Genomic DNA, 25,225 nt, shown 5'->3' with positions numbered 1-25,225 from the left:
ATAGTGTGACCGGGGCAACCCCATGTTTGATCAAATATAAAATTCGTGCAACTCGATACCGATGGAGTGCAGATCCGTTGACTGCCGAGCCGTTCCCCACTGAGCAGCCATACCTGGCCCGTCGTCAGAACTGGGCCAATCAACTGACCCGGCATGCCCTCATGCAGCCCGACAAGACCGCCCTGCGGTACCTGGGGCACACCACCACATGGCGCGAGCTCGACCACCGGGTGACCAAGCTGGCCGGCGCCCTGAACCGGCGTGGGGTCGGCTTCGGTGACCGGGTGCTGATCCTCATGCTGAACCGGCCCGAGTTCATCGAGGCGATGCTGGCGGCCAACAAGCTCGGCGCCATCGCGGTGCCGGTGAACTTCCGGATGACCCCACCCGAGGTGGCCTTCCTGGTCGGCGACTGCGCGGCCCGCGTCATCGTCACCGAGCCCGTACTCGCCGGAGTCGCCACGGCGGTACGCGATCTCGATGCCACGCTGTCGACGGTCATCGTGGCCGACGCACCGACGGAAGATGACGTCCTCGGCTATGAGGACCTGATCACCGAAGACGGCGACCCCGCGCAACCGGTCGACATCCCCAGCGATGCCCCCGCCCTGATCATGTACACCTCGGGCACGACCGGCCGGCCCAAGGGCGCGGTGCTGACCCATGCCAACCTCGCCGGGCAGGGCATGACCAACCTGTTCACCACCGGCGTCGACATCAACAACGACGTCGGCTTCATCGGCGTCCCGCTGTTCCACATCGCCGGCGTCGCGGGAAACGTGAACACGGGTCTGACACTGGGCCTGCCCACGGTGATCTATCCGCTCGGGGCGTTCGATCCGGGTGCACTGCTCGACGTGCTGGCGGCCGAGAAGGTGACGGCGATCTTCCTGGTGCCCGCGCAGTGGCAGGCGGTTTGCGCTGAGCAGAAGGCCAATCCGCGCGATCTTTGCCTGCGGGCCCTGTCGTGGGGCGCTGCGCCGGCCTCGGACACCTTGCTACGTGCAATGGCCGAGACCTTCCCCGGCAGCCAGATCCTTGCTGCGTTCGGTCAGACCGAGATGTCCCCGGTTACCTGCATGCTGTTGGCGGACGACGCAATTCGCAAGCTCGGTTCGGTCGGCCAGGTCATCCCCACCGTCTCGGCCCGCATCGTGGACGAGAACATGAACGACGTCCCCGTCGGCGATGTCGGCGAGATCGTCTACCGCGCCCCAACTTTGATGGCCGGCTACTGGAACAACCCCAAGGCCACGGCCGAGGCGTTCGCCGGCGGCTGGTTCCACTCCGGCGATCTGGTCCGTCAGGACGAGGAGGGCTACATCTGGGTCGTCGACCGCAAGAAGGACATGATCATCTCCGGCGGCGAGAACATCTACTGCGCCGAAGTCGAGAACGTCCTCGCCGGGCACCCCGCCATCACCGAGGTCGCCGTGATCGGCCGGCATGACGAGAGATGGGGCGAGGTTCCGGTTGCGGTGGTCGCTCTCACCAGAGGCGACGTACTGAATCTCGGGGATCTCGACGGGTTCCTCACCGAACGTCTGGCTCGCTACAAGCATCCGAAGGCACTCGAAATCGTTGACGCGCTGCCCCGCAACCCCTCGGGCAAGGTGCTCAAGACTGAACTCAGGGAGCGGTTCGGGTCGCCCATCAACGCCCAATAGCGCTGACGTTTGCGAAAGTAACTCAGCGTCAACGGTTTCTGCAGGTCGCGGCGAAAGTTTGCTGTCTTTGCACGCCCTTGTTAACGGTTGATGGCACAATCCACCCGATGCAGTGCACGGCCCGGTTTCTATCGGGTACAGTCCGGTGGTCTCAATTACTACTCGCGAGTAGGGAGAGACGGATCACACAAGTTGACAGGCGACGAGGAGGGGGCGTGCGACACGTCCAGGGGGCGCACCGGTGACGGCGCCTGCCGACGGGCTCGTCGGCTACGTACGTGGTCAAATGGAGAAGCCGCTGGCTATGGTCGGTGGCTTCTTCAAGATGACTGTGCTCACCGGAAAGGCCTTTCTCACACGGCCTTTCCAGTGGAAAGAGTTCGTGCTGCAGAGCTGGTTCCTGATCCGGGTGGCATTCCTGCCCACGCTCGCGGTATCGATCCCGCTGACGGTGCTCATCATCTTCACGCTCAACATCCTGTTGGCTGAGTTCGGCGCGGCTGACGTCTCGGGCGCCGGTGCGGCGCTGGGTGCGGTCACGCAGCTCGGTCCTCTGGTGACGGTGCTCGTGGTTGCCGGCGCCGGTTCGACCGCGATTTGCGCGGACCTGGGTGCCCGCACCGTGCGTGAGGAGATCGACGCGCTCGAGGTGCTGGGCATCGATCCGATCGAGCGCCTCGTCGTTCCCCGCGTGGTCGCCTCCACCTTTGTGGCCTTCATGCTCAACGGCGCGGTCATCACCATCGGTCTGGTCGGCGGCTTCTTCTTCGGCGTCTATGTCCAGAACGTCTCCGCCGGTGCCTATGTATCCACGCTGACCCTGCTGACCGGATTCCCCGAGGTGATGATCTCGGTCATCAAGGCCACGCTGTTCGGCCTGATCGCCGGACTCGTCGGCTGCTACCGCGGCCTGACGGTGGCCGGTGGCTCCAAGGGCGTCGGCACCGCGGTGAACGAGACCCTGGTGTTGTGCGTGGTGGCATTGTTCGCAGTCAACGTCGTGCTCACCACCATCGGTGTGCGGTTCGGAACAGGGCACTGACATGAGTACCGCAACAGTCCTTCGGTCCCGGTTCCCCCGGGCGTTCTCGCGCACCTCAGACATCGCGGGCACTCCGGCCCGGTTCCTCGACAGCATGGGCCACGTCGCGTGGTTCGTCGTCCAGGCCATCGGCTCCATCCCGCACGCGTTCCGGCACTACCGTCGTGAGGCTCTGCGACTCGTCGCCGAGATCGGCATGGGCACCGGCGCCATGGCCGTCATCGGCGGCACCGTGGCCATCATCGGTTTCGTCACGCTGTCGGCAGGCTCCCTGATCGCCATCCAGGGCTTCGCGTCCCTCGGCAATATCGGCGTCGAGGCCTTCACCGGCTTCTTCGCCGCCCTGGCAAACATCCGTGTCGTTGCCCCGGTCGTCACCGGGCAGGCCCTGGCCTCCACGGTCGGTGCCGGCGCCACCGCCGAACTCGGCGCCATGCGCATCAGCGAAGAGGTCGACGCGCTGGAAGTCATGGGGATCAGGTCGATTTCGTATCTGGTCTCCACGCGCCTCATCGCCGGGTCGATCGTGATCATCCCGTTGTACGCCGGCGCGGTCCTGCTGTCCTTCCTGTCCGCACAGTTCGTCACGACGGTCTTCTACTCGCAGTCGGTGGGTACGTATGAGCACTACTTCCATACGTTCCTGCGCGTCGACGACGTGATGTGGTCCTTCCTCCAGGTCATCGTCATGTCGATCGTGGTCATGTTGAACCACTGCTACTTCGGCTATTACGCCAGTGGCGGTGCTGTCGGTGTGGGTGAGGCAGTAGGGAGGTCGATGCGAACCTCGTTGATCGCAATCGTGATGGTCGTCCTGTTGGCATCGTTGGCGCTCTACGGCACCGACCCCAACTTCAACCTCACGGTGTAGCGGCATGGCCACGCCCTCAGCCCCGCACGCGCCCCTCAACAAGCCCAAGATCCCGCCGTACAAGCTGGCCGGATTGGTGCTCGTGCTCGTCACCACCATGGTCCTCGCGCTGACGTGGATGCAGTTCCGCGGATCCTTCGAGAAGAAGACGCAGCTGACCGTGTTGTCCGGACGGGCCGGCCTGTCGATGGACCCGGGCTCGAAGGTCACCTTCAACGGTGTGCCGATCGGTCGCCTGGCTTCCGTCGACGTCGTCACCGTCGACGACAACCCCGAGGCCAAGCTGACCCTGGACGTCAAGCCTCAGTACCTGAACCTGATCCCGGAGAACGTGACCGCCGAACTGCGGGCCACGACGGTGTTCGGCAACAAGTACATCTCGTTCCTGTCGCCGGCCAACCCGTCGGCAGCGCGGCTGTCGCCCGGCACGCCGATCCGCGCCCAGGGCGTGACGACGGAGTTCAACACGCTGTTCGAGACGATCACCGCGATCTCCGAGCAGATCGACCCGATCAAGCTGAACCAGACGCTGACGGCCACCGCCCAAGCCCTCGACGGCCTGGGTGACAAGTTCGGCCAGTCGATCGTCAACGGCAACGACATCCTGGCCGACCTCAACCCGCGCATGCCCCAGATCCGCCGCGACATCGCGGGTCTGGCCGACCTGGGCGAGGTCTACGCGAATGCCGGCCCGGACCTGTTCGACGGTCTGACCAACGCGGTCACCACCGCCCGCACGCTCAACGAGCAGCGTGGCAATCTGGACCAGGCATTGGTGGCGGCGGTCGGCTTCGGCAACACCGGCGGCGACATCTTCGAGCGCGGCGGCCCCTATCTGGTCCGCGGCGCCCAGGACCTGCTGCCGACCTCGGCTCTGCTCGACAAGTACAGCCCGGCGCTGTTCTGCACGATCCGCAACTACCACGATGCCGGCCCGAAACTCGCCGGTGCACTTGGTGGTAACGGTTACTCGCTGCAGACCCATTCGTTGGTGATCGGCGTGGGCAACCCGTACGTCTATCCCGACAACCTGCCGCGGGTCAACGCCAAGGGCGGGCCCGAGGGTCGGCCCGGCTGCTGGCAGCCGATCACCAAGGACCTGTGGCCCATGCCGTACCTGGTGATGGATACCGGTGCATCGATCGCCCCGTACAACCACCTCGAGATGGGTCAACCGCTCGTGGCCGAGTATGTGTGGGGCCGCCAAGTGGGGGAGAACACGATCAACCCATGAGCATCAAGGGCACGATTATCAAGCTCGGCATCTTCTCACTGGTGCTGCTCACCTTCACTGCGATCATCTTCGTGGTCTTCGGTCAGATCCGGTTCAACCGGACCGCCGAGTACTCGGCGATCTTCAAGAACGTCAGCGGTCTGCGCACGGGACAGTTCGTCCGTGCCTCCGGTGTCGAGGTCGGCAAGGTCTCGGGCGTCAAGCTGATCAACGGTGGCCAGCAGGCCGAGGTCACGTTCAACGTCGAGAAGTCGTTGCCGTTGTTCGACCAGACCACGGCCGCGATCCGCTACCAGGACCTGATCGGTAACCGCTACCTCGAGCTCAAGCGCGGCGAGAGCAACACGAAGATCCAGCCGGGCAGCACCATTCCGCTGGAACGCACCGAGCCCGCGCTCGACCTCGACGCACTCGTCGGCGGCTTCCGTCCGCTGTTCCAGTCGTTGAGCCCGGAGAAGGTCAACACCATCTCCAAGTCGATCATCACGATCTTCCAGGGCCAGGGCGGCACCATCAACGACATCCTGGATCAGACGGCGCAGCTGACACAGAGCATCGCCGATCGCGACCAGGCCATCGGCGAGGTGATCAAGAACCTGAACATCGTCCTGGACACCACGGTCGCGCATCAGCAGCAGTTCGACGACACCCTCAAGAACTTCGAGACGCTGATCACCGGGCTGAAGAACCGGGCCGATCCGATCGGATCCTCGGTGGCCAACATCAGCAACGCGGCCGGCTCGCTGGCAGATCTGCTGTCCGACAACCGTCCGCTGCTCAAGGACACCATCGGCTACCTCGAGGTCATCCAGCAGCCGCTGATCGACCAGAAGCAGCAGCTCAACGACATCCTGGTGCAGTTCCCCCAGGCGTTGAAGATCATCGGACGTGCCGGTGGCATCTACGGTGACTTCTTCAACTTCTATGCCTGCGACCTCTCGCTGAAGCTCAACGGGTTGCAGCCAGGTGGCCCTGTCCGAACCGTCAAACTCAGTTCACAGCCGTCGGGTAGGTGCACGCCGAGATGAGGACACTGCAAGGTTCCGACCGCTTCCGCAAAGGCCTCATGGGCGTTGCGGTGGTGGCGCTGGTCATCGGCGTCGGCTCGACGCTGACGAGCGTGCCGATGCTGTTCGCGGTCCCCACGTACTACGGCCAGTTCTCCGACACCGGTGGCCTGAACGTGGGCGACAAGGTGCGCATCGCCGGTATGGATGTCGGCACGGTCAAGAGCATGGACATCAACGGCGACAAGGTCGAGATCGGCTACACCCTGGGGGGGAAGACGATCGGCACCGAGAGCCGTGCGGCGATCCGTACCGACACGATCCTGGGTCGCAAGAACATCGAGATCCAGCCGCGTGGCAGCCAGACGCTGCCCCCGCGCGGGATGCTGCCGCTGGGTCAGACGACCACGCCGTACCAGATCTACGACGCGTTCCTCGATGTCACGCGCAACGCGTCGGGCTGGGACACGAAGTCGGTCAAGGAATCGCTGAACGTGTTGTCGGAGACGGTCGATCAGACGTCTCCGCACCTGAGCGCCGCGCTGGACGGCGTGGCCAAGTTCTCCGAGACCATCGGCAAGCGCGACGAGGACGTCAAGAAGCTGCTGGCCAACGCCAACAAGATCGCCACGGTGCTCGGTGACCGCAGCACGCAGGTCAACCAGCTGCTGGTGAACGCCCAGACCCTGCTGGCCGCGGTCAACGAGCGTGGCCAGGCCGTCAGCATGTTGCTGGAGCGGGTGTCGTCGGTGTCGCATCAGGTCGAAGGCCTGATCAACGACAACCCGAACCTGAACCACGTGCTCGAGCAGCTGCGTACCGTCAGCGACCTGCTCGTCGAGCGCAAGCAGGACCTGGCCGACACGCTCACCGTGGCCGGCAAGTTCATCACCTCACTGGCCGAGGCGCTGGCCTCGGGCCCGTACTTCAAGGTGATGCTGGTCAACCTGATCCCGCCGCAGATCCTGCAGCCGTTCGTCGACTCCGCGTTCAAGAAGCGCGGCATCGATCCCGAGGAGTTCTGGCGTAACGCCGGCCTGCCCGCGTTCCGCTTCCCCGATCCCAATGGCAAGCGCTTCGAGAACGGTGCGCCCGCACCGGCCCCGACACCGCTGGAAGGCACTCCGGAGCACCCGGGGCCTGCCGTGCCGCCCGGATCGCCGTGCTCGTACACGCCGACCGCGGCCGGAATCCCCAGCCCGGGCAACCCGCTGCCGTGCGCAGGGGCAACCGTTGGGCCCTACGGTGACAACCCGTACGGACCCAACTACGGCCCGCCGGACGTGGCGACCTCGGCGCCGAATCCTGACGGCATCGCGCATTCGCCAGGTGTGCCCAGCGCGGCCATCCCCGGCGACATGCCGCCGGACCAGCCGGGTGCCCCGGTCGAATTGGCACCCGGTCCGCCCGGAGCCCGCACCGTTCCGATCGCACCGTTGCCGGTGGCGCCGGGGCCCATCCCGGGTTACGCACCGCACCCGGGGCCGCTGAATGCTCCCCCGGCACCGCCGGGACCAGGGCCGGATGCCGGGCCGGTGGGTACGCCCCCGCTCCCGGGTAATCCGCCGTTCCTTCCGCCCGGGTCGCAGGGATAGGCCGCAGCTATGTCAACTGTCTTCAACGTTCGAAACATCAAGTTGCCCACGGCTTCCCGGGCGACTGTCATCGTCAGTGCGCTGGCGGTGGCGGCTGCCCTGGTGCTGGGTTACTTCGGCATCAGCCTGTACAAGAAGATGACCAACACCACGGTCACCGCGTACTTCCCCGAGGTGCTCGCGCTGTACCCCGGTGACAAGGTCCTCATCATGGGCGTCAAGGTCGGTGCGATCGACAGCATCGAGACCGACGGCGACAAGATGAAGGTCGTCTTCCACGTCAACAACAAGTACAAGGTGCCCGAGAACGTCACGGCGTCTGTGCTGAACCCGAGCCTGGTGGCCTCGCGCGTCATCCAGCTGTCCCCGCCCTACACCGGTGGGCCGCGGTTGCAGAACAACGCGGTGATCCCGATCGAGAACACCCAGATCCCGGTCGAGTACGACGAGTTGCGCAACCAGATCACCCGCCTGCTCGACGATCTGGGCCCGACCGCCGAACAGCCCAAGGGCCCGTTCGGCGACATCATCGAGTCCTTCGCCGACGGTTTCCAGGGCAAGGGCGATCAGCTCAACCGCACCCTCAATGGGCTGTCGGAGGCGCTGACCACGCTCAACCAGGGCCGCGGTGACTTCTTCCAGGTGGTCAAGAGCCTGGCGTTGTTCGTCAATGCGCTGCACAAGAGCGATCAGCAGTTCGTGGCGCTCAACAACGACCTGGCCCAGTTCACCAACTCGTTCACCAACACCGACCAGGAGCTGGCGACGGCCCTGCAGGATCTCGACCGGGTGCTCAAGACCACCCGTGAGTTCCTGGACAAGAACGGCGGCGTGCTCGCGCACGACGTCAACAACTTGTCGGAGGCGACGACGGCGATCCTGCAGCCCGAGCCGCGCAATGGTCTGGAGACGGGTCTGCACGCTTACCCGAACCTGGCCGCCAACGTGCTCAATATCGTCTCGCCCAACCAGGGTGGCATCGTGGGTCTGCCGGTTCTGCCGGGTCTGACCAACTTCTCCAACCCGCTGCAGTTCGTCTGCAGTTCCATTCAGGCGGGCAGCCGGTTGGGGTACCAGGACTCGGCTGAGTTGTGTGCGCAGTACCTCGCGCCGATCCTGGACGCGATCAAGTTCAACTTCCTGCCGTTCGGCCAGAACCTGGCCAACACCGCGATGACACTGCCCAAGCAGATCTCCTACTCGGATCCGCGCCTGCAGCCGCCAGGGGGATACAAGGACACCACCGTGCCGGGTATCTGGTCGCGGGACACCTTGTTCTCGCACGGCAACCACGAGCCGGGCTGGACCGTGGCACCGGGTATGCAGGGTGTGCAGGTGCAGCCTGCCACTCAGCAGATGCTGACGCCGGAGTCGTTGTCCGAGTTGATGGGTGGCCCGGACATCGTGGCGCCGCCGGCCCCGCCGGCGTTCGGTGCTCCTCCGGGAGGCAACCTGCCCGGACCGCCGAACTCGTACGACGAGCGCAATCCGTTGCCGCCGCCGTGGTACCCGCAGCCCGGACCGCCGCCGGTGCCTGCGCCGGGTGTGATCCCGGGTGATCCGATGTCGGGTCCCGCACCGGCAGCAGCTCCTGCACCGGGCCCGGCTCCCGCCGGACCGGCGTTGCCCGCCGAGGCTGGAGGCCAGGGCTGATGACGACAAAGACAGGGTTGATGAGCCGCTTGCGCGAAGATCAGGCAGGCCGGATGAAGACACGTAACTGGGGCCGCGTCGGTCGACGCGTCGCGGTGTTGTCGGCGTCCGCGCTGATCCTCACCTCGTGTGGGCAGTGGCGCGGTGTGGCCAACGTGCCACTGCCGGGTGGGCCGGGCACCGAGTCCGGCCGCACCACGCTGTACGTGCAGATGCCGGAGACGTTGGCGCTCAACGCCAACAGCCGGGTGCGGGTGCGCGACGTGTTCGTCGGCCGGGTCCGCAAGATCGAACTGATCAACTGGGTGCCCACGTTGACCGTCGATCTTGAGCCGGGCATCGAACTGCCGAAGAACACCCTGGCCAAGATCGGCCAGACCAGCCTGCTGGGTTCGCAGCATGTCGAGCTCAACCCGCCGGACAAGGATCCGTCCAAGGAGATGCTGCGCAGCGGGGACACAATCCCGTTGGCACAGTCCTCGGCCTATCCGACGATCGAGCGGACGCTGGCCGGTATCTCCGGCATCCTGACCGGCGGTGGCATCCCGAACATCGAGACCATCCAGACCGAGGTGTTCAACATCCTCAACGGTCGCGCCGATCAGATCCGCGACTTCCTGGGCCGGCTCGACACCTTCACCGACGAGCTAAATCAGCAGCGCAACGACATCACCCGGGCGATCGATTCGACCAACCGGCTGTTGAACATCGTTGCGGCGCGCAATGACACGTTGGACCGGGTGCTCACCGAGTTCCCGCCGCTGATCCAGCATTTCGCCGACACGCGCGACTTGTTCGCCGATGCGGTGACCTCGCTGGGCCGGTTGTCCAAGGCTGCCGACGACACGTTGTCGAACAGCAACGCCAATCTGCACACCAACCTGCAGAACCTGCAGCGTCCGCTCAAGCAGCTGGCGCGCTCTGCCCCGTACCTGGTGGAAGCCCTCAAGCTGATCCTCACGGTGCCGTTCAACATCGAGAACATCCCGAAGGCGGTGCGCGGCGACTACATCAACGTGTCGCTGACGATCGACCTGACGTTGAGCTCGGTGGACAACGCGTTCCTGTCCGGCACCGGTGTCTCGGGCATGCTCCGGGCACTGGAGCAGGCGTGGGGCCGCGATCCGGCGACGATGATCCCGGACGTGCGGTTCACGCCGAACCCGCACGATGCACCTGGTGGCCCGCTTGTGGAAAGGGGGGAGTGAGACATGTTGCTGACCCGCTTCATCAAGATGCAGCTCATCTTGTTCGCGACGCTGACGGTGATAGCGCTGGTCGTGCTGGCGCTCGTCTACCTGCGGCTGCCCACATGGGCCGGGGTCGGGATGTACAACCTGAACGCCAACCTCCCGAACTCGGGCGGCCTGTACGCCACGGCCAACGTCACCTATCGCGGAACCACGATCGGCAAGGTCACCTCCGTCGAGCCCACCGAACAGGGCGCCCGGGTCGAGATGAACATCTATGACCAGTACCGGATCCCGCTCGACGCCAGTGCCAACGTGCACTCGGTGTCGGCGGTCGGTGAGCAGTTCATCGACTTGGTGTCCGAGGGTGGCAGTACCGGGAAGTACTTCCGCGACGGGGACACCATCGAGAAGGGCAGCGTCCCCGCCGAGGTGGGCCCGTCGCTGGACGCCGCACAGAAGGGCCTGGCGGCGCTGCCGAAGGAGAAGATCGCGGTCCTGCTCGACGAGACGGCCACGGCCGTCGGCGGGCTCGGGCCGTCACTGCAGCGTCTGGTCGACTCGACCCAGGCGATCGCCAGTGACTTCAAGGACAACATCGGTCCGGTCAACGACATCGTCGAGAACTCCGGGCCGATCATCGACAGCCAGGTGAATTCGGGCGACGCCATCTCGCGGTGGGCCAAGAACCTGAACACGCTGGCGGCTCAGAGTGCCCAGAACGATGCGGCACTGCGGAGTGGCATTCAGCAGGCGGCACCGACGGCTGATCAGCTGAACTCGGTGTTCGGTGATGTCCAGGAGTCGTTGCCGCAGACGTTGGCGAACCTGGAAATCGTCATCGACATGCTCAAGCGCTACAACAAGAACGTCGAGCAGGTGTTGGTGGCGTTGCCTCAGGGTGGCGCTGTTGCCCAGACCGCGACGATCTTCGCGCCCAAGGGCCTGCTGCACTTCGGCCTCGGTATCAACATGCCGCCGCCGTGCCTGACCGGGTTCCTGCCCGCGTCGGAGTGGCGTTCGCCTGCGGATACGTCGACGGCGCCGCTGCCGTCGGGCCTGTACTGCAAGATCCCCAAGGATGCGCCCAACGCGGTGCGCGGTGCGCGTAACTATCCGTGTGCCGACGTGCCCGGCAAGCGGGCCGCCTCCCCGGCGGAGTGCCGCAGCGAAGAGCCCTACCAGCCGCTGGGCACCAACCCGTGGTACGGCGATCCGAACCAGATCCGTAACTGCCCGGCTCCGGCCGCGCGCTGCGATCAGCCCGTCGATCCGGGCCGGGTCATTCCCGCGCCTTCGGTGAATAATGGGTTGAACCCGTTGCCGGCAAGTCAGCTCCCACCCCCGGAATCAACGGCGATGCGCAGCGACCCGCTGACCGCGCCTCGGGGTGGCAATGTGAGTTGTAGTGGACAGCAGCCGAACCCCTGCATCTACACTCCGGCAGCAGGTTCGACCGCTACCTATAGCCCATCCAGCGGCGAGGTGGTCGGTCCCGGCGGTGTGAAGTACTCCGTCACCAACTCGAATAAACCAGGAGATGACGGATGGAAGGAGATGCTGGCGCCAGCCAGCTGAACCTCGCCGACCAGCAGGACCCCCATACCCCTGAATCGCAAGCGGAGGCCGTCACCGAGATCTCTGATCCGATCGCAGCCACGGACGCCACGGACGCTGAGGAGGCTCCTCCGGAGTCGGAATCACGGCCTTCACGGCTGGGGCGCGGCTGGGTGGCGGCGATCCTCGCCGGTCTGCTGGTCCTCGCGGCGGCCGTCGGCGTCGGCGGCTACCTGGCTTTGCGTGCGCATCAAGACAGCGAACGCATCGCCAGTGACGAGGCCGAGGCCCTGGCTGCGGCAAAGGACTGCGTGACCGCGACCCAGGCGCCCGATACCCAGGCGATGATCGCGGCCCAGACCAAGATCATCGAATGTTCGACCGGTGACTTCGGGGCGCAGGCCGGCCTGTACAGCGGCATGCTGCTGGACGCCTACCAGGCCGCCAACGTGCAGGTGAAGGTCTCGGACATGCGGGCCGCGGTGGAGAAGCACAACGACGACGGGTCGATGGACCTGTTGGTCGCGGTGCGCGTGCTGGTCACCAACACCGAGAAGTCCGATGAAGAGCAGGGCTATCGGCTGCGGGTGAAGATGGCCCGCGCCGAGGACGGCAACTACAAGGTCGCGCGGCTCGACCAGGTCACGTCGTGACCGCTGTTCTGGACAACGCCGGCACGGTCTCCGCTGGGGGAACCGGGACGGATCAGACCCGGCTGGCTTCGTGGCCGGCTCGGGCCGGCGCCTTCGCCATCGATGTGCTGGCGCCTACCGGGTTGATCGCGACGCTGGCGCTGCTGGCGTGGGCGGCCCCGTTGTACGACTGGTTCTGGTGGGTGTGCACGGTGGCCGCCGCTGTGGTGGCCGCCGCGATGCTGGTCAACCGGATCGGCTTGCCCGCATACACCGGTTGGTCGCTGGGCCGGTCGGTGTTCGGTATCCGGGTGGTGTCGGCGGCCGGAGATGCCGGTCTGCTGCGGCTCCTGCTGCGTGAGCTGGCGCATCTGCTGGACACCGCGGCGGTGTTCCTGGGCTGGCTGTGGCCGTTGTGGGATTCACGGAACCGGACGTTCGCCGATCTGCTGACCCGCACCGAGGTGCGTCGCGTCGATCGGCCTGAATCCGATGTCCGGCGTCGCGCCGGTGCGGTGCTGCTGACGCTCGCAGTGCTCAGCGGGATCGCGGGCGGGCTGGGATATCTGGCGGTGTACCGCCAGGATCGGGCGGTGGACCAGGCTCGCGCGCAGGTCGCGGAGCAGGGCCCGCGGATCGTCGAGGAGCTGCTGAGCTACGGGGTGGATTCCGTCGACGCCGATTTCACCAAGGCGCAGTCGTTGACCACCGAAAACTACCGGCAGCAGCTGGTCGCCCAGCAGGATGCCGTGCGCAAGGCCGGGCCGACCACCAATGACTACTGGGCGGTGAGCAGCGCGGTGCTGCCCGGGGTGACCAAGGACACGGCCTCGATGCTGGTGGCGTTGCAGGGTCAGCGCGGCACCAATCCGCAGGAGCTGAAGTTCATCACCGCGACGGTTCGGGTGGAGTTCCAGAAGTCGGACGACCACTGGCTCGTCGACAACCTCACGGTGCTCAAGCGGCCGGTGCTGAACGGGGGCGGACAGTGAGCCCGCGGCGCCGGATCGAGCCCGATGAGCGCGACTACTTCGCGGTCGAGCCCAAAGAGCCGATCCGTTGGGGTCTGCCGATCGTGGGGATGATCTCAGCCCTGCTGATCGCGGCCGCCATCACGGGTAGCACGCTGATCCTGATCCGGCACGAGTCGGATCATCGTGCGGAGATCAAGAGCGCCGGCGCGCTGGACTACGTGCGTGAGTTCATGACGGTGTACACGACGCTGGATCCGTTCCACGCCAACGACTACGCCGATCGCATCGCCTCACAGGCCACCGGCGATTTCCGAAAGATGTTCCAGGAGAAGCAGAACGAGATCGTCGTTCAGGTGGCCCGGGCCGAGCCGACCGAGGGGTCGGTACTCGATGCCGGCATTCAGCGATGGAACGACAACGGGAGCGCCGACGTTCTGGTCGCGACGAAGATCAGCACCCGAACCCCTGACGGTAAGTCCGTGGTTGAAAGCGGCAGCCGTTGGATTGCGACGACGATTTGGGAAGGACAGCAGTGGAAGATCAGCCAGCTGATTCAGGTGATCTGACCGCCGGCGAGCCTGACAAGCCGCGCCGCAGATTGCGTTTCGGGCGGCGTCGCCGTGCCGAGGAAGTGGTCGAGGAGCAGGTCGAGGCGTCGGACGGCGAGGGTGACCCGGAATCCGACTCGGAATCCGGCCCGGAATCTGACTCGGAATCTGAGGATGCCCCGGAGCGTCGGACCCCGTCGGGTAAGGCACGCTGCAAGGCGGCCGTCGAGCCCGAAGCGGCCGTCGAATCTGAGGCGGATGCCGAACCTGAGCCAGACGCCGAACCGCAACCGGAACTTGAGCCGGAACCTGAACCGGAACCGACGGCAGAAGCGGAAGACGACGCCGGCACCGAAGTTGTCGACGATGCCGATGCCGAAGCCGATGCCGAAGCGACGGACGCTGAGCCGGCCGAGGACGAGGTCCTCGTGCCGCACCGCGAGGCCGGTAAGCGGCTGACGTACTTCGCTGTGGGTGCCGCTGCGGTGTTCGTCGTGGCCGGGGCGTTCGGCGGCGCGATGCTGCAGCCGTACCTGGCCGACCGGGCATTGGTGGCGACCAAACTTCAAGTGGCGCGGACCTCGGCCGATGCCATCACCACGTTGTGGACCTACAACCCGGACAACATCGAGTCGCTACCGGATCGGGCCGCGAAGTACCTGTCCCGCGACTTCGCCAACCAGTACCGGCAGTTGATCGACTCCATCGTGCCGACCAACAAGCAGGCGCAGGTCACCAACAACACCGAGGTGATGGGTACCGCGGTGGAGACCATCAGTCGCGATGAGGCGACTGCCATCGTCTACACCAACACGGTGTCGACGAGCCCGGTCACCAAGAACGTCCCATCGTTGCGGTACATGTCATATCGCCTGATATTGCAGCGTACGGACGGGGATTGGCTGATCACCCAGATGCCGGCGTTGACCCAATTGGACCTGTCTCCGCAGTTGTAGCGGCGAGGATGTAGGCATGGCCATCGCCTCACCGGTGACGCAACGGTCGACCGTTGTGGCACTGCTGTTGTTGACGTCCGCCACCGGCATCGTCGACGCGGTCAGTGTGTTGGTGCTGGGACACGTTTTCGTCGCCAACATGACGGGCAACGTGATCTTCCTCGGGTTCTGGTTCGTACCGCACTCCGGCGTGGACGTGACCGGGGCGCTGGTGGCGTTCATCGGGTTCGTGCTGGGCACCGTGGTGGGTGGACGGCTGAGACGCCATCTCGACAGTCACGTCCGGAACTGGTTGACCACCGCATTGGGTGTGGAAGTCGTTCTGCTGACTGTACTTTCGATTCTCACGGGATCGGGAGTGCTGGACTATCAGGACAACCGCAAGTTCATCCTCATCGTCTTGGCGATGACCTTCGGCATCCAGAACGCGACCGCACGCCAGTTCGGCATCCAGGAGTTGAGCACGACGGTGCTGACGCAGACGATCGTCGGCATCGGGTTCGACAGCAGGCTGGCCGGAGGCACCGGGGACCGCGAGAAGTTGCGTTACGGAGTGGTGTTGACGATGTGCGGCGGTGCGATTCTGGGTGCGACGGTGTCGCGGTTCACGGTTGCGCCCGTGATTGCGTTGGCTGCTGTGGTGGTGGCGATCAGTGCGCTGATCTTCAGGTTCGGGCCGGCTCCGGAGCCGGCGGCTGCGGCGAGTGCTCGCTGATCCACGCCGCGCCTTCATTGGCAGCGTGCAGTAGGGCGGTTAATTCACCGAAGTAATCGGCCACCGCACCGACGCCCGGAAGCATCCCCAGATAGCGGTAAAGCTTTTGCGGGTGTGGCCTTTTCGTGAACTCGTCGCTCACAGCACGTAGTGTGCCGGCGAACTCCCAGAGCTTTCCGGGCAGCGATTGCGCGGTTGCGCCGGCGTCGTCGGCCGAAGCATCGACCGTTGCATCGGGCAGTTGACGGTCGCACAGGACAGCGCCGAGCAGTTGCACTTGCTCGTCGTAGTCGGTGACGCCGTCCTCGCGGGCCACCGCGCACAACACGATCGCTTGGTTGGTGAAACCCAGGAAGTCCTGCACACCAAGCCGGTCGGCGATGACTCCGAACGCACCCGGGAATGCGACGAGGATGGTGGTCACCGCCCCGGCGCGATGCACCCACCACTTCGCGTGGCCGTCTTGATCCATCTCGGTCCAGGCCTTGGTGCCGGGCAGCTCGGCGAAATTGAGCAAAGCGGCCGCGAGGTCGAGGGACTTGCCCACGGCGCCCTCTGCGGGCTCCTCTCGATGGGTACGTCGCCTCAGCCCGAGCGGGTCGAATCGGGTGAACACGTCGAGCGCCGGGTTGATCACGGCTACCGCATGGTCGAGCGCGCCCGCGACATCAGCGTCCGAGAGGCGGGTGCAAGGCAACAGGTTTATCCCCACCACAGCTATCTTGCCGGAAGGATGCGGTTGTCGTCATTCTCGTCCAGAAACTTGTCGGACCCCTCTGCGATGATGGGGTCATGTCCTCGGCCGCAGCCTCTTTCGATGTTGAGGTGAGCCCGGCGCAGCGTACCGAGGTGTTGTTCGCCGAGTTGTCGGAGCTGATCGGTCAGCGCAATGCGATCGATGGCCGCATCGTCGAGATCGTCGCTGAACTGGACCGTGACGAGTTGTGCGGTGCCACCGGTGCCCGTTCTATGAAGGCGCTGGTGGCCTGGAAGGCCGGTGTGACACCGCGCAACGCCGAGGTTGTGGTGGCGATCGCGCGGCGGCTCGAGGAGTTCCCCCGCTGCGCGCAGGGGATGCGGGAGGGTCGGCTGTCGCTGGATCAGGTCGGGGTGATCGCCGAGAACGCCGCCGACGGATCCGATGAGCACTACGCAGAGTTGGCGGCGGTGGCTACCGTTGATCAGTTGCGTACCGCGGTCAAGCTCGAGCCACGCCCCGAACCAGACCACGAGCCTGTGCCAGGTCCCGATCCTGGGCGTTCGATCACCAAGACTGGTGAAGGCGAGTACACCACCTACCGGATCCGCTTGACCCGGTTGGAGGCAGCCAAGTTCGACGCGGCCCGCCAAGCCCATCACGAGGGGTTGGTCGCGGACTGGAAACACGATCACGACACCGAGTCCGATGGTGGCGACGCGGAGCAGGCACCGCCGTTTCCGAATGGTGTGGACGCGTTCATGAGTGTTGTCGAGGCTGGGTGGGATGTTGAGGCGGCGCGCCGTCCGCATGGGCAGCACACCACCGTCGTGGTGCATGTCGACCTCGACACCGACGGTGAGAAGCCGGTCGCCGCATTGCATCTGGGTCCGCTGCTGACCGACGACGAACGACGTGAGCTGCTGTGCGACGCCACGTACGAAGCCTGGTTTGAACGCCAGGGGCAGGTGATCGGCGCCGGGCGCAGCACCCGCGCGATCAGCCGCCGGCTGCGCCGGGCCCTGGAGCATCGCGACCGCTGCTGTGCCGTGCCCGGCTGCGGGGCCACTCGCGGTCTGCACGCCCACCACATCGTGCACTGGGAGAACGGCGGACCCACCGAGCTGGACAACCTGGTTCTGGTGTGTCCGCATCACCATCGCCTGCACCACCGACGCCTCATCACGATCACCGGGCCCGCTGATCGGCTATCGCGTTGCCCGTAAATGCCAAAAGTGTGCAGCTCATTGGCGAAATCGGTGTCGGGATCGGCGTGTGCGGGAGCGGCGAAGGCGATAGCCGCTGCGGCACCAATTACTGCCAGGCCTGCAAGCTTCATGCGGTGAATCTTAGCCCACCTAAGCCTGTTCCGGGTGTGCGGTTTGCTCATCCAATTACAGACACCAGCGGTACATATTGTTCAGCAATCGTCAGCGAGCCGTGCTGGCCGATCAACGCTGACTCCATGGGCTCAACGGTCCGCCGCAGCAACGCCGCCGTGTCGCGGGCCGCGGCGACGACATCGCCGATGCGGGACCGGACGTCGTCGCGCACCCGCGGGCCGAACCATCCGGCGCCGATTGCCTCCTCCCGCGACATCACCCACGCGGAATCCCCCAGAGTGGTGCGCCATGCCGCCAGGACGTCATCGGCCGCCCCGGCCGCGGTGTAGACGTGGCGAGCGCGGGCTTCGCCCCCGACGGCGGCCACCCCGACGAGCAGCGGTTCGCACTCGTCGATGTCGACCACGGCGGCCGGGTCCACCGTGACCATGCCGTGGTCGGCCACCACGGTCAGCAGACACTCTGACGGCAGGGCTTCCAACACCGATTCCACCAGCCGGTCGACCTGGCGCAACTGCATGCGCCAGGCGGCCGACCCGGGCCCGTGCAGGTGGCCCACCAGGTCGAGGTCGGCGTGGTACCCGTAACAGAAGCCGCTGCCCGCGACGGCTGCGATGACCGCGGCCGCGAGATCGCCGAGTGCGTGCACCCCGACATAGCGTCCGCCGCGCAGGAGCGCCCGGGTCAATCCCGAGCCGGTGTGCTGGGCGCCCGAGGCCACAGAGACCTCGAATCCGGCCGCCCCGGCACGCTCGAAGGTGGTCGGCGACGGTTGAATGAGCTCGGGCACCACGCGGTCGCGCAGGTCCGGCCCCCAGGGATGGGGGCGCCACCGCAGCGCGTTGACGATGTCGAATTCCGGGCCGGCCTCGGGAACCCTGAACGAGTAACCGACGAAACCGTGCTCACCCGATCGGCATCCGGTGCCGATCGCCGCCAGTCCCGCCGCCGTGGTGGACGGGAACCCGACGTGCAGGGTCCGGTTGGCCGACTGGTCGGCCAGAGCTGTCAGGACGGGCGCATCGGCGGCGTGGGCGGCGAGCAGTTCGGCCCCGAGCCCGTCGATCAACAGAACGCATGCGCCCCGGATCGGTCCGGGCCACGGGATCCGTGCCTCGAATCCGGGCGCCCCCATCGCGGCGAGGACCGAGGGAACGACGTCGGCCAGGTGGGGTGCATCGGGATCAGGTGACGGCGGCTCCACACCGCGAGGGTGCCACAGATCACGCCGGCGGGTTCCGGCAATGCAGACCTCCCCGCGAGTGGGCCCGACCATCCCGCCGTACCCGGTACGCTGGGTTTTCATGAAGCCGATGAGAGCCGTGATCTTCGCCGCCGCCTTGGTGGTGTCCGCAGGTGGGGCGTTCAGTGGCATCGCCGGCGCCGATCCGGACGCGCCCGCGCCCATCCCCGCTCCGGGCCCACCGCCGGGTCCCGTTGAGCCGGCCCCCGCCGATCCCGCTGCGCCAGCTGCCCCCGCCGCGGCACCCGTTGCCGGCAAGGCGATCGACCACGACGGCCTGTTCATGGTCGGCACCGATATCCAGCCGGGTAACTACGCCTCGGCCGGACCGGTCGAGGGCGGCACCTGCTACTGGAAGCGCATGGCCGATCTGCACGGCGGCGACATCATCGACAACGCGTTCACGAAGAAGCCGCAGGTCATCACGATCGAAGCCACCGACAAGGCATTCAAGACCAGTGGTTGCCAGCCCTGGCAGCCGACCGACGCCGCTCCCGACGCCCCGGCCAGCGGCGGCGGCACCATCCCGGCGTTGGTCGGCCAGGCCAAGCTGCGCGCGTGGATGGATTCACTCAACAACAACGCCCGCAATTACGACGGTTCCTCGGTACCCATGCCGTGATGACCCGGCGCTGAGCGATCAGCCCGGCGGGATCAGCGGCGGCCGGCAGGCATTTCCGACGGGGTCCCACCACCAGCCGTTGTCGCACAGCGGCGGCGGCGGCACCACGGGCGGGCGACAGGTGTTGGCCACCGGATCCCACCACGCGCCGTTTTCACAGCCCAACGGCACGACCGGCGGGCGGCACACACTGGCCACCGGGTCCCACCATTCTCCGGCGCCGCAGTCGGCACTGCTGACGGCCGGCGCCGCCACCGTGACTACCGCCATCAGACCGAGTGGTGCCAATACAGTGCCGATGCCCGCGGCGCAGCGCTCGATGATGCTGGTCATCTCAAACCTCCCCGAGAGATCACGTGGCCCGAGCCTATCCGGCCACTCAGCCGACTGCCAGGAATCGGACACGCCGCATCGTCTCTGACCACGGCGAGTCCCACGTCGACGCCGGTATCGGCAATTGCTTTGCTGCACAAGGTCACCCGAGCCCGATGCGACCCGCCCTGTGGTGTCGCCCAGGAAGCGCACACCGCGCGGGCAGCGCGTCGCGCAACGGCACGCTGCTAGTCTGCGAGAGCTGCCGGTTGCGCCAATCGCGGGCCGATCCGCCCGGCCAGCCGCGGCGGTGACATGACGAAACAGCGAAGTGACGAATCAGCTGAGTGGATACGGAAAAGGGTGTTGTGCGCGGCGCAGAGATCAAGGCCCTGACGGGTCTGCGCATCGTTGCGGCGGTGTGGGTGGTCCTGTTCCACTTCCGACCCCTGCTCTACCAAGTGGCACCCGACGTCACCGAGGCGCTGGCTCCCGTGCTCGACCGGGGCGCCCAGGGCGTCGACCTGTTCTTCATCCTCAGCGGATTCGTCCTGACCTGGAACTACATCGACCGGATGGGGCCGACCTGGTCCGCCCGGGCCACATTGCACTTCTTGTGGCTGCGCTTGTCCCGGGTGTGGCCGGTGTATCTGGTCACGCTGCACCTGGCCGCGCTGTGGCTGATCTTCACCCTCAACGTCGGCCACATCCCGCCCGAGGACACCAGCGGTTACAACGCCGTCAGCTACGTGCGCCAGCTCTTCCTGGTCCAACTGTGGTTCCAGCCCTATTTCGACGGTTCGAGCTGGGACGGGCCCGCCTGGTCGATCAGTGCCGAATGGCTGGCCTACCTGCTGTTCGGGGCGCTGATCATGGTCGTCTTCAGGATCGCGCGGGCCACCCGGGCGCGGAGCCTGGTCCTGCTGGCCATCGCCGCCTCCGTGCCGCCGGTGGTGCTCCTGATGGCCACCGGGCACTTCTACACCCCGTGGAGCTGGCTGCCGAGGATCGTCATGCAGTTCACCGCTGGTGCGCTGGCGTGCACCGCGGTACGCAAGCTGCATCTGACGGAACGGACCCAGAAGCGCGCGGGCTACCTGTCGATCGTGTTGGGCGTCGTCATCATCGGCGGACTGTACTTCTTCGACAAGCACCCGATGAACACCGTCGGCGACGCCGGCGGCATCGTCGACATCCTGTTCGTCCCGCAGGTGGTCGCCCTGGCTGTCGGCGTCGGTAGCCTCCCGGCGTTGCTGTCCACCCGGCTTCTGGTCTACGGCGGTCAGATCTCGTTCGGCCTGTACATGGTGCACGAGTTGGTCCATACCGCCTGGATCTGGACCACCAGGCAGTTCGAGCTGACTCTGACGCCCACCCTCTCGGGTAAAGCGACGCTTGTGGGCCTGTTCGCGATCGCCGTGGTAGGCGCGATTGCGCTTTATCACCTCGTCGAGGAGCCGGCCAGGCGGTGGATGCGCCGAATGGTCGACATCCGGCCCGTCGAGCAGGCCAACACCAGGCTGCACCGGATCGACACCGAGTCCCAGGACCGGTCCGACGAGGTTCCGGCGCGCGCGGGCTGACGGTTGTAACCATCCAAACCCGCTGTGCGACAGGTTGTTATGCCCTTGTTATCGCTGTGTCATCGACCGCCTATCTACGGCCCAGCTTCACCCCATAGGCTGTTCCGGTATTTCGGTCCGGGACGAACTGAGTCTCGCTGGGAGTGGAGGTTGCAGTGAGTCGTCTGACCACTTTCGTCGTCTCGCTCGCCCTCCTGGTAGGGCTGTTCGCGCAGGCCCCTGAGCGGCGTTATGTCACCTCGGGCCTGGACCCCCAGATCAACCACATCGCGGTGATCGGGGACTCCTACACCACGGGCATGGTCGCCGAGGGCGGCATGGGGCCGAGGAACTGGGCTCCGTTGGCCTGGCAGGAGTTGGCGCAACGAGGTGTGCAGGTGGATGCCGATGTGTTTGCCGAGGGGGGCGCCGGCTACGAAGCCCGCGGCAACCGCGGCAGCGTCTTCGCGGACCTGACCAACCGGGCGGTGCAGCCCGACGACGCGTTGATCGTCTTCTTCGGGTCACGCAACGACAAGGACTCCGATCTGGGTGCGGTCACCCGCTTGAGCCACGACGCCCTGACCACGGCCCGGCAAACCGCGCCCGCCGCTCGGATGCTGGTGATCGGGCCGCCGTGGGTGAGTCCCGATGTTCCGCCGAATCTGCTGGGCGTTCGCGACATCCTGCGAGACCAGGCTCGGCAGGTGGGTGCGACGTTCGTCGATCCGATCGCGGAGCGCTGGTTCTTCGATCGCCCTGAGCTGATCGGCGCCGACGGCATCCACCCGACCGACGCCGGACATGCCTACATGGCCGACAAGATCGCGCCGCTCATCGGCAAGGAGCTGCCGCGCTGGGTCTGACCGCATGGACTCAACCGCTGGACGTGCTGCGGAACCGGTCCCGGTAGGCCTTCGGCGACACCCCGAGGTGATTGACGAACACCCGTCTCAAGGTCTCGGCGCTGCCGAACCCGGCCAGGCGGGCGGCTTCTCCGACCTGGCGTCCCGCATCGAGGGCCGCGCGTGCGACATCGATCCGCACCGTTTCGACGTAGCGCGCCGGTGTGGTGCCCAGTTCGGCCTGAAACAGCCGGGTCAGCTGCCGGGTACTCAGCGAGGCCAGTGCCGCAAGGCTTTTCACGCTATGGTCCACGGTCGGGTCGGCTGCGATCGCACTCGTGACCCGCCGCAGCACCGACTCGGCGGGCGCATCCGACTCGACCAGTGTGGAGAACTGTGACTGGCCGCCGGCACGCTTGAGGTACACGACCAGTGACCGTGCGACATTGCGCACCAGGTCGGCTCCGCAATCCGCCTCCACCAGAGCCAACGCCAGGTCGATGCCCGCCGATACGCCGGCCGAGGTGTAGACGTCTCCGTCCCGGACGAAGATCGCATCGGGCTCGACCGAGATCGTGGGATACGCACGCGCCAGCAGCCGTGCGTGACGCCAGTGCGTGGTGGCCCGGCGGCCGTCGAGCAGGCCGGCCTCGGCCAGGATGAAGGACCCGGTGCAGATCGACGCCAGCCGCCGGGTCCGCGTGGGTAGGTCCCGCAGCGCTGCCACCAGCCCGGGATCGATCGGCCGGCCCACCAGATCGTCTCCACCGGACACCAATACGGTGTCGGCGCCGTCGATCTCGGCGATGCGGTCGGTCACCGCGAACCTCGTGCCGATCGAGCTGGTGACATCGGCACCGTCGACCGAGGCAATCCGCAGGCGGTAGTCGGCGCCGAACCGGTTGGCCTCGGCGAAAACCTCGGCGGGTCCGGCGGCATCGAGCAGTTTCATCCCGTCGAAGACCACGATCACGACCTCGCGTGGCCCCACCGCCTGTGCCATCCGTCCATTGTGTCGCTTTCTGTGGGAAAGGTGGCGCATCGGACATGGGCATTGCCAGGGTCCGCGTCGCAGACTGGTTGCACGGCGACAAGGAGGTTCACATGTCATCCACCACAGGTGCAACCGTCACAGTGGTCCAGCCCGGGGCCGGGGACACCGCTGAAATCCCTGGTTTCGGTGCGGTTTTCAAACTGACCGGCCGCACAACCGGTGGTCTGGTCTACTGATCCGCGTTTGAGGGAGACACACCATGACGACTTCACTGACCGGCAACATCGCCGGGATCGAACTGCCGGACACCGCACTGGTGCGGGAGACCACCGAGTACATCCGCGACGTCGAGGATGACCTGTTGTTCCACCATTCCCGCCGGGTGTTCTACTTCGGCGCGCTACAGGGCCTGCAGATCGGGCTGACGCCCGATCTGGAATTGCTGTACGTGGGCGCGATGTTTCACGACCTCGGGCTGACCGAGCGGTACCGCACGACCTCACAACTGCGTTTCGAGGTCGACGGTGCCAATGCCGCGCGGGACTTTCTGTTGCAGCGCGGGGTCGACGAGGCCGCCGCACGCAAGGTCTGGCTGGGGATAGCGCTGCACACCACGCCGGGCATCCCCGAGTTCCTCGATCCTGAGATCGCTCTGGTGACAGCGGGGGTCGAAACCGATGTGCTCGGGATCGGCCGTGACAACCTGACATCGGCTGATCTGAATGCCGTCACCTCGGCGCATCCGAGGCCGGACTTCAAGAACCGGATCCTGCACGCGTTCGCCGACGGGGTGCGGCAGCGACCGGGTTCGACGTTCGGCACCGTCAACGCCGATGTGCTGGCGCACTTCGACGATTCGTTCGTACGCGAGGACTTCGTCGAGGTGATCCGCAACAACAGCTGGCCGCAATAGCCTGCCCCGCTGGCGGATTCATCGGTTCAGCTCGCGCCGGTGCGTCGTTCGGCGAGTTCCCGCAGAGGTTCGGGCAGGGCAGCAGCCCGCAGGATCGCGGGTAGGTGCTGCGGCTCCAGGGTCAGGGCCCGGAACACGAATCCGATGGTGACGTCGTGGTCGGGCCGGTCGGTCACCACGATCTCATCGCCGGCCGATACGGACCCGGGTGTCACCAGCCGCAGATAGGCGCCCGGAATCGCCGCTCTGGTAAAGGTTTTGACCCATCCGTTGAGCTGCAGCCAGGTGGCGAAGGTTCGGCAGGGGATACGCGGCCGGGACACCTCGAGCTCGAGTCCGTCGGACCCGACCCGCCACCGTTCACCGATGACGGCGTTGGTGAGGTCGATGCCCGCGGTGGTCAGGTTCTCCCCGAACACCCCGTTGGCGATCTCACGGTCCAGTTCGGACTCCCAGACGTCGAGGTCCTCCCGCGCGTACGCGTATACCGCCTGATCGTCCCCGCCGTGGAACTGTTGGTCGCCGATCGTGTCGCCGATCAGGCCACTACCGAGGCCGCCGTGCATCGGGCCGGGAGCGCGTACCGCGACCGCCCCGTCGACAGGGCGCTTGTCGATGCCGGTGACGGCACGGCCCTCGGCCGTGTTGGGTCGTGGGTGAGCGACGTTGACCGTCAGTACCTGCGCCATGACAGCCAGCGTAGTTGCTCAGTAACCGGGTGTCGCAACACCATTCGGGACGGCCGGCGGTGGCGGCACCGGCAGGCACAGTCCGGTCGCGAGGTCGAGCTGCCTGCCCGGCACACAGAACGGTGAGCATCCGTTGGTGACGCCCGTTTCTCCCGGCGCGCACGCCGAACTGGGGGCCGGCGTCACGATCGTGGCCACCGCCATCGACCCGGCCGACAGCACCGCGGCCGACACCACGGTGAACATTCCGCGCCACACTGCGCTCGTCATTGGTTGTCTCCTCATGAGCGGCACCTGCTCCCGAACCATGGGCGCAGTCTAGGCCGCGCGCGGGACAGACACCGGCAGTTGTCCCGTTGTCGGC

Annotated in this window: 25 protein-coding genes and 2 pseudogenes; 20 read left to right on the top strand and 7 right to left on the bottom strand. The window is 66.1% G+C overall.

The features are described from left to right. Positions 1-77 precede the first annotated feature (77 nt). From fadD5 to EH231_RS31610, 14 genes are all read left to right on the top strand, one after another. Complete coding sequence (gene fadD5 / locus EH231_RS31675) at positions 78-1,667, top strand: fatty-acid--CoA ligase FadD5 (RefSeq protein WP_124714020.1); 1,590 nt, start codon at positions 78-80, stop codon at positions 1,665-1,667. A 286-nt stretch (positions 1,668-1,953) separates the two neighbouring features. Further along, entirely contained in the window at positions 1,954-2,709 is a 756-nt protein-coding gene (locus tag EH231_RS31670; RefSeq protein WP_164481286.1) for an MlaE family ABC transporter permease, read from the top strand. A 1-nt stretch (position 2,710) separates the two neighbouring features. Next, positions 2,711-3,580, top strand: a complete 870-nt coding sequence (locus EH231_RS31665) for an MlaE family ABC transporter permease (RefSeq protein WP_090429147.1) — start codon at positions 2,711-2,713, stop codon at positions 3,578-3,580. A 4-nt stretch (positions 3,581-3,584) separates the two neighbouring features. Then, positions 3,585-4,814 (top strand): MCE family protein, encoded by a 1,230-nt coding sequence (locus EH231_RS31660; RefSeq protein ID WP_090429144.1) that lies wholly within the window; start codon positions 3,585-3,587, stop codon positions 4,812-4,814. Further along, positions 4,811-5,842 carry a virulence factor Mce family protein gene (locus EH231_RS31655; RefSeq protein ID WP_090429141.1) on the top strand — a complete coding sequence of 344 codons (1,032 nt, stop codon included), beginning with the start codon at positions 4,811-4,813 and terminating at the stop codon, positions 5,840-5,842. The genes EH231_RS31660 and EH231_RS31655 overlap by 4 nt, the downstream gene beginning before the upstream one ends. Continuing rightward, on the top strand, positions 5,839-7,416 hold the full coding sequence (locus EH231_RS31650; RefSeq protein ID WP_090430663.1) for a virulence factor Mce family protein: 1,578 nt from the start codon (positions 5,839-5,841) through the stop codon (positions 7,414-7,416). Before EH231_RS31655 ends, EH231_RS31650 begins: the two co-directional genes overlap by 4 nt. A 9-nt stretch (positions 7,417-7,425) precedes the next feature. Next, positions 7,426-9,069: a virulence factor Mce family protein gene (locus EH231_RS31645; RefSeq protein ID WP_090429137.1), complete on the top strand. Its 1,644-nt coding sequence runs from the start codon at positions 7,426-7,428 to the stop codon at positions 9,067-9,069. Between the two features lie 53 nt (positions 9,070-9,122). Beyond that, positions 9,123-10,277, top strand: a complete 1,155-nt coding sequence (locus tag EH231_RS31640; RefSeq protein ID WP_090429133.1) for a virulence factor Mce family protein — start codon at positions 9,123-9,125, stop codon at positions 10,275-10,277. Positions 10,278-10,283: 6 nt separating this feature from the next. Next, the gene (locus tag EH231_RS31635) at positions 10,284-11,837 is read left to right on the top strand and encodes an MCE family protein (protein WP_164481285.1); all 1,554 of its coding nucleotides are present in this window, start codon (positions 10,284-10,286) and stop codon (positions 11,835-11,837) included. Next, entirely contained in the window at positions 11,807-12,469 is a 663-nt protein-coding gene (locus EH231_RS31630; RefSeq protein ID WP_124714018.1) for an Rv1363c family protein, read from the top strand. Before EH231_RS31635 ends, EH231_RS31630 begins: the two co-directional genes overlap by 31 nt. Continuing rightward, positions 12,466-13,440 (top strand): RDD family protein, encoded by a 975-nt coding sequence (locus tag EH231_RS31625; protein WP_124714017.1) that lies wholly within the window; start codon positions 12,466-12,468, stop codon positions 13,438-13,440. Before EH231_RS31630 ends, EH231_RS31625 begins: the two co-directional genes overlap by 4 nt. Then, positions 13,437-13,988, top strand: a complete 552-nt coding sequence (locus tag EH231_RS31620) for an Rv1363c family protein (protein ID WP_044519032.1) — start codon at positions 13,437-13,439, stop codon at positions 13,986-13,988. The genes EH231_RS31625 and EH231_RS31620 overlap by 4 nt, the downstream gene beginning before the upstream one ends. Further along, positions 13,955-14,926, top strand: coding sequence for a mammalian cell entry protein (locus EH231_RS31615; protein WP_124714016.1), 972 nt, complete (start codon positions 13,955-13,957; stop codon positions 14,924-14,926). The genes EH231_RS31620 and EH231_RS31615 overlap by 34 nt, the downstream gene beginning before the upstream one ends. Positions 14,927-14,942: 16 nt before the next feature. Continuing rightward, a complete protein-coding gene (locus tag EH231_RS31610; protein ID WP_090429117.1) occupies positions 14,943-15,641 on the top strand; it encodes a YoaK family protein in 699 nt (232 codons plus the stop codon). On the opposite strand, the gene EH231_RS31605 is transcribed toward EH231_RS31610, so the two are convergent. Then, positions 15,592-16,338, bottom strand: coding sequence for a hypothetical protein (locus EH231_RS31605; RefSeq protein ID WP_241177843.1), 747 nt, complete (start codon positions 16,336-16,338; stop codon positions 15,592-15,594). The genes EH231_RS31610 and EH231_RS31605 overlap by 50 nt on opposite strands. Before the next feature lie 95 nt (positions 16,339-16,433). Between EH231_RS31605 and EH231_RS31600 the strand changes: the two are divergent. Next, positions 16,434-17,552 (top strand): annotated as a pseudogene (locus EH231_RS31600) (HNH endonuclease signature motif containing protein); the annotation flags it as partial. On the opposite strand, the pseudogene EH231_RS31595 reads toward EH231_RS31600, so the two are convergent. Together EH231_RS31595 and EH231_RS31590 are read right to left on the bottom strand one after the other, a co-directional pair. Then, positions 17,549-17,677, bottom strand: a pseudogene (locus EH231_RS31595) (DUF732 domain-containing protein); the annotation flags it as partial. The pseudogenes EH231_RS31600 and EH231_RS31595 sit on opposite strands and share 4 nt — an antisense overlap. A 47-nt stretch (positions 17,678-17,724) precedes the next feature. Further along, complete coding sequence (locus tag EH231_RS31590) at positions 17,725-18,885, bottom strand: alkaline phosphatase family protein (protein ID WP_124714441.1); 1,161 nt, start codon at positions 18,883-18,885, stop codon at positions 17,725-17,727. 100 nt (positions 18,886-18,985) lie between these two features. On the opposite strand from EH231_RS31590, the gene EH231_RS31585 reads away from it, so the two are divergent. Further along, positions 18,986-19,546, top strand: a complete 561-nt coding sequence (locus EH231_RS31585) for an Rv1352/Rv1906c domain-containing protein (RefSeq protein ID WP_124714014.1) — start codon at positions 18,986-18,988, stop codon at positions 19,544-19,546. 18 nt (positions 19,547-19,564) lie between these two features. Here the strand turns inward: EH231_RS31585 and EH231_RS31580 are convergent, their stop codons facing one another. After that, entirely contained in the window at positions 19,565-19,816 is a 252-nt protein-coding gene (locus tag EH231_RS31580) for a hypothetical protein (RefSeq protein WP_090434861.1), read from the bottom strand. Between the two features lie 410 nt (positions 19,817-20,226). On the opposite strand from EH231_RS31580, the gene EH231_RS31575 reads away from it, so the two are divergent. Both EH231_RS31575 and EH231_RS31570 read left to right on the top strand, forming a co-directional pair. After that, positions 20,227-21,441, top strand: a complete 1,215-nt coding sequence (locus EH231_RS31575; RefSeq protein WP_124714440.1) for an acyltransferase family protein — start codon at positions 20,227-20,229, stop codon at positions 21,439-21,441. Positions 21,442-21,596: 155 nt separating this feature from the next. Next, the gene (locus EH231_RS31570) at positions 21,597-22,286 is read left to right on the top strand and encodes an Rv0518 family GDSL lipase (RefSeq protein ID WP_124714013.1); all 690 of its coding nucleotides are present in this window, start codon (positions 21,597-21,599) and stop codon (positions 22,284-22,286) included. A gap of 10 nt (positions 22,287-22,296) precedes the next feature. On the opposite strand, the gene EH231_RS31565 is transcribed toward EH231_RS31570, so the two are convergent. Then, complete coding sequence (locus tag EH231_RS31565) at positions 22,297-23,268, bottom strand: GlxA family transcriptional regulator (RefSeq protein ID WP_090434741.1); 972 nt, start codon at positions 23,266-23,268, stop codon at positions 22,297-22,299. A 101-nt stretch (positions 23,269-23,369) separates the two neighbouring features. Between EH231_RS31565 and EH231_RS34685 the strand changes: the two genes are divergently transcribed. Both EH231_RS34685 and EH231_RS31555 read left to right on the top strand, forming a co-directional pair. Continuing rightward, positions 23,370-23,495, top strand: coding sequence for a hypothetical protein (locus EH231_RS34685; protein ID WP_277425621.1), 126 nt, complete (start codon positions 23,370-23,372; stop codon positions 23,493-23,495). A 23-nt stretch (positions 23,496-23,518) separates the two neighbouring features. Beyond that, positions 23,519-24,172 carry an HD domain-containing protein gene (locus EH231_RS31555; protein ID WP_090434738.1) on the top strand — a complete coding sequence of 218 codons (654 nt, stop codon included), beginning with the start codon at positions 23,519-23,521 and terminating at the stop codon, positions 24,170-24,172. A 26-nt stretch (positions 24,173-24,198) separates the two neighbouring features. On the opposite strand, the gene EH231_RS31550 is transcribed toward EH231_RS31555, so the two are convergent. Next, entirely contained in the window at positions 24,199-24,861 is a 663-nt protein-coding gene (locus EH231_RS31550) for an MOSC domain-containing protein (RefSeq protein ID WP_090434735.1), read from the bottom strand. Positions 24,862-24,879: 18 nt separating this feature from the next. Continuing rightward, positions 24,880-25,131: a hypothetical protein gene (locus tag EH231_RS31545; protein WP_090434732.1), complete on the bottom strand. Its 252-nt coding sequence runs from the start codon at positions 25,129-25,131 to the stop codon at positions 24,880-24,882. Positions 25,132-25,225: the final 94 nt, after the last annotated feature.

Origin of the sequence: Mycolicibacterium nivoides (assembly GCF_003855255.1) — a bacterium.
GTDB classification, from domain to species: domain Bacteria; phylum Actinomycetota; class Actinomycetes; order Mycobacteriales; family Mycobacteriaceae; genus Mycobacterium; species Mycobacterium nivoides.
This window is presented reverse-complemented; position numbering and strand designations above follow the sequence as displayed.